Here is a 3,890-nt window from a genome sequence, read left to right as displayed (position 1 = left end):
GCGGCAGCTTCGGTGGCGGGCGCGCCCGTCCGGCCAGCTTCGGCGGCGGCGGCACCCGAGGACGACGCGGCGGAGGCCGGTTCTGACCCGGCGCGTGGGGGGACAGCCGAGCGGTGCCCCATACATCCGTCATCCAGACCAGAGACCACAGACCACGTGAACAGCCAACCAGGAAGGAAACCGTAATGGCCAAGCAGTCCATTTTCGGCCGCATCTCAACCCTCGTGCGGGCGAACGTCAACGCGATGATCGACCAGGCCGAAGACCCGCAGAAGATGCTCGACCAGCTCGTCCGCGACTTCACCAACAACATCGCCGACGCCGAAACGGCGATCGCCGAGACCATCGGCAGCCTGCGTCTGCTCGAGCGCGACCACCAGGAAGACATCCAGGCTTCCAAGGAGTGGGGCGGCAAGGCGCTCGCGGCGAGCCGCAAGGCCGACCAGCTGCGCGCAGCGGGCGACCCGACCGACGCTGACAAGTTCGACAACCTCGCCAAGATCGCGCTGCAGCGTCAGATCGCGGCAGAGGGCGAAGCTCGTGCCGCCGAGCCGCAGATCGCGTCGCAGACCGAGGTCGTCGACAAGCTCAAGGACGGCCTCAACGGCATGAAGCAGAAGCTCGAGCAGTTGCGCGCCAAGCGCAGCGAACTGCTCGCGCGGGCGAAGACCGCCGAGGCTCAGAACCGTGTGCACGATGCCGTCAAGTCGATCGACGTCATGGACCCCACGAGCGAGCTCGGACGCTTCGAAGACAAGATCCGTCGTCAGGAAGCCCTCGCCGCGGGCAAGGCGGAGCTTGCCGCGTCGAGCATCGACGCGCAGTTCGAGAGCCTCGAAGACCTGGGTCAGCTGACCGAGGTCGAGGCACGCCTGGCCGAGCTGAAGTCCGGTGGCCCGCAGCGCGCCGCGATCGACGCGCCGAGCCCCGACCTCTGAGCAACGAGCACGACCGCGCCGCGGCATCCGTCATCCCGAACAGGAAGCGGATGCCGCGGCGCGGCGCTTGCGGAAAGATAGGCAGATGGCGCGCTTCGTGATCGTCCCGCAATGGCAGGGCTCGTCGTCGAGTCGCGCGATGCAGCTCGTCGACGGGGCGACCGCGATTGCGGGTGATCTGCCTCGAGCGGCGTGCACGTTCGTCGAGGTGCCCGCCGAGGCCGGCGAGAGCCTCGAGACGAACGTGCGGCGCCTGTCTACTCTCCGCCGCGTGCGCGAGTTGGTGCAGGATGCGGTCTCGAACGGTGAGGGCCCGGCGATCGTGATCGGTGGCGACTGCGGTGTCTCGGTCGGAGCAGTCGCGGCCGTCGTCGGCGAGGGTGGCGCCGCTTCCGACGTTGCGCTCGTCTGGCTCGACGCGCACGCCGACCTGCACACGCCCGAGACCGTCGTATCGGGTGCGTTCCACGGCATGGTGCTGCGCGCCGTCCTCGGCGAGGGCGTCGAGGGGATGACGCTTCCGGCTGGCGCGATCACGCCCGACCGGGTGCTACTCGTGGGGACGCGGGATCTTGCGGCGCCCGAAGAGGACTACATCGCCGAGACGGGCATGCGGATGCTCCCGGTCGAGAGTCTCGCCGACCCGGCATCCGTTGTGGCCGCGGTCGCCGAGACCGGTGCGAGCCGCGTATTTCTGCACATCGACCTCGATGTACTCGACCCGGGAGCCGTCGCGGGCCTCGCCTTCCCGGTTCCGTTCGGGGCACAGCCCGCAGACCTGATCGCCACGATCAAGGCTCTGCGAGAGCGCTTCCCGCTCGCGGGCGCCGCGATCACCGAGTTCTCGCCGTCGTCCCCCGACGATGCCGTCGACGATCTGGGTACGATCCTCCGCATCGTCGGAGCCCTCGTATGAGCCCCGCCACTCCCCCGGTCGGATGGCGCGAACGCGCCGATCGAGCCGTGCGCCGCGGAGAACTGCTGGACCGATTCATCCCCGCGTTCCTGCTCGACTCGCCCGTCAGCCGCGCCGGATATCTGTACGCGACGGGCGTCGCCTGGGTGTGGGGCGGGTTGCTGAGCACGGGGCGCATCGAACGTAAGCAGGGCCTGTGGGTGTTCCGCGGGATGCCCAAGTGGGCCTTCGCGCGCGGTGGTGTGTGCACGGGCGCATGCTTCTTGACCGGCGACGGCACCATCCCCGCCTCGGTCCTGCGGCACGAGGCAATTCATCGCCGACAGTGGCAGAAGTACGGGATGCTGATGCCGCTGCTCTATGCCATCGCCGGACGGGACCCGCTCCGCAACCGCTTCGAGATCGAGGCAGGCTTGGAAGACGGCCGGTACGTTCCGCGTCAGCGGGCGAGCAAGCCGTAACGCTGGGGTGTGGTGATCGCCGTCGGCGCGACACCGCGACGTTCGGTCAGGTGCTCGAGGATGTCGGCGGTGCCGAGGAATCCGCCGAGCAGGGTCACGCGCGTGTCGTCGCCCTCGCCGCAGATCATCTCGTCGGCCCAGGCCGTGACGGCGCGGGTCAGCGCGGCGCCGGATGCACAGGCGCGGTTGGTTCCCGGCTCACCCGAGCGGCGCGACCGGTCGAGCCACGTCAGCGTCATGCGCTGGGGCACCTCGAAGTCCGTGATGTAGGACGCATCCGGCACCTCCACGAAGATGCGACCCGTGGAGCAGAGCGGCAGCGTCACGAGCAGCGCCTCGAGCTCGGTGAGCGAGGTCTCGTCGGCCGTCACCAGGTGCTGCACGCGGCTCGCACGCGACGCACGACGCGTCGTGGTGCGGGGCGCAGCGGTGGGCAGGGAATCGATCGACATGATGCCTCAACTATACCCTGGATATAGGCGAGCCTTACCTTTGTGGCCGTGAATAACCTGCGCGACTCGCCCCCCGGTGCGGATGCTACGGGTGCGGCTGGTTTTCTCATGTTCTTCTCATCTGCGAAGGCCTGATCCGGGTGCTTTTCGGGGGTTCAATGTCGGTGGTTGGTCGGATGATGAAGTCATGACCGAATCCGCACTGAACGCCCGCCTTCGGGCCGACGCGCGGATGAACGTGGTGCTGCCGAAACTGATCGAGATCCGTGCGGCGAAAGCCCGGTTGGATGCGGAAGAAGCTCGCATGCTCGCGGAGGCGCAGATGATCGCGGCGGACTGGACCGAAGAGGCCGAGACCGGGCGCGTCGGGTCGGATGCGGGGTTCCCGTATCGGTCGATCGCGGCCGAGATCGGTGCCGCGCTGCGGGTCAGCGACCGCACCGTGCAACGTCAGATGGGTGAAGCCGCAACCCTCGTGAACGACTACGTCGGGACGTTGGAAGCGTTGGATACCGGAGACATCTCGGCTGCGCATGTGCGGGCGATCGTGACGGCCGGGTCGATCATCGAGACCCCCGAGATGCGGGCCGAATTCGAACAGGACGTGCTGCAGATCGCCGCGACCGAGTCCGCGACCCGGCTGACACCGTTGGCGAAGCGGCGGGCGGAGTGGTACGCCGACACGACATTCGAGCAACGCCACCGCCGCGCCGTCGAAGATCGCGCCGTGTGGGTCACCGATGTCGACGACGGCATGGCAGAGTTTCGCGCGCTCCTGCCCGCCGTGGTCGCGCATGGCGTGCATGACCGGCTCAGCGAGATGGCACGCTCCGTGATCGATGCACGGCGGGGTGGTGACGAAACAGGCCCCGATGGCGCCGCAGGCACCATTTCCGGGACCCTCGCAGGGGTTGAGGCAGAAGCCGAACCCGCCGGCGACACCCGCACGACCGACCAGATCCGTGCCGACATCTTCGGCGATCTGCTCCTCACCGCCGCACCCACCGCCCACGACGGCGGCGCGACCGACCTCGGTGCGATCCGTGCGAGCGTTCAGATCACCGTCCCGGTCATGTCGCTGATCGAGAAGCGCATCACCGACCCCTATGAGACCGCGTTCCTC

Annotated in this window: 5 protein-coding genes; 4 read left to right on the top strand and 1 reads right to left on the bottom strand. The window is 68.3% G+C overall.

What is annotated here, in order from left to right; genetic code table 11:
* Positions 1-185 precede the first annotated feature (185 nt).
* The 3 genes from MIC448_RS13285 (at position 186) to MIC448_RS13275 (ending at position 2,315) form a co-directional block, all read left to right on the top strand.
* Positions 186-938, top strand: a complete 753-nt coding sequence (locus MIC448_RS13285; RefSeq protein ID WP_036300614.1) for a PspA/IM30 family protein — start codon at positions 186-188, stop codon at positions 936-938.
* Positions 939-1,023: 85 nt separating this feature from the next.
* On the top strand, positions 1,024-1,854 hold the full coding sequence (locus MIC448_RS13280; protein ID WP_036300612.1) for an arginase family protein: 831 nt from the start codon (positions 1,024-1,026) through the stop codon (positions 1,852-1,854).
* Positions 1,851-2,315 carry a hypothetical protein gene (locus MIC448_RS13275; RefSeq protein WP_036300610.1) on the top strand — a complete coding sequence of 155 codons (465 nt, stop codon included), beginning with the start codon at positions 1,851-1,853 and terminating at the stop codon, positions 2,313-2,315. The genes MIC448_RS13280 and MIC448_RS13275 overlap by 4 nt, the downstream gene beginning before the upstream one ends.
* Here MIC448_RS13275 and MIC448_RS13270 read toward each other — a convergent pair.
* Positions 2,294-2,767 (bottom strand): SIP domain-containing protein, encoded by a 474-nt coding sequence (locus tag MIC448_RS13270; RefSeq protein WP_051513889.1) that lies wholly within the window; start codon positions 2,765-2,767, stop codon positions 2,294-2,296. The genes MIC448_RS13275 and MIC448_RS13270 overlap by 22 nt on opposite strands.
* Positions 2,768-2,954: 187 nt before the next feature.
* Here MIC448_RS13270 and MIC448_RS13265 point away from each other — a divergent pair.
* Positions 2,955-3,890: DUF222 domain-containing protein (locus tag MIC448_RS13265; RefSeq protein ID WP_158497550.1), on the top strand; the 936-nt coding region annotated here is incomplete at its 3' end.

Source organism: Microbacterium sp. C448 (genome assembly GCF_000582705.2).
GTDB classification, from domain to species: Bacteria; Actinomycetota; Actinomycetes; order Actinomycetales; family Microbacteriaceae; genus Microbacterium; species Microbacterium lacus_A.
This window is presented reverse-complemented; position numbering and strand designations above follow the sequence as displayed.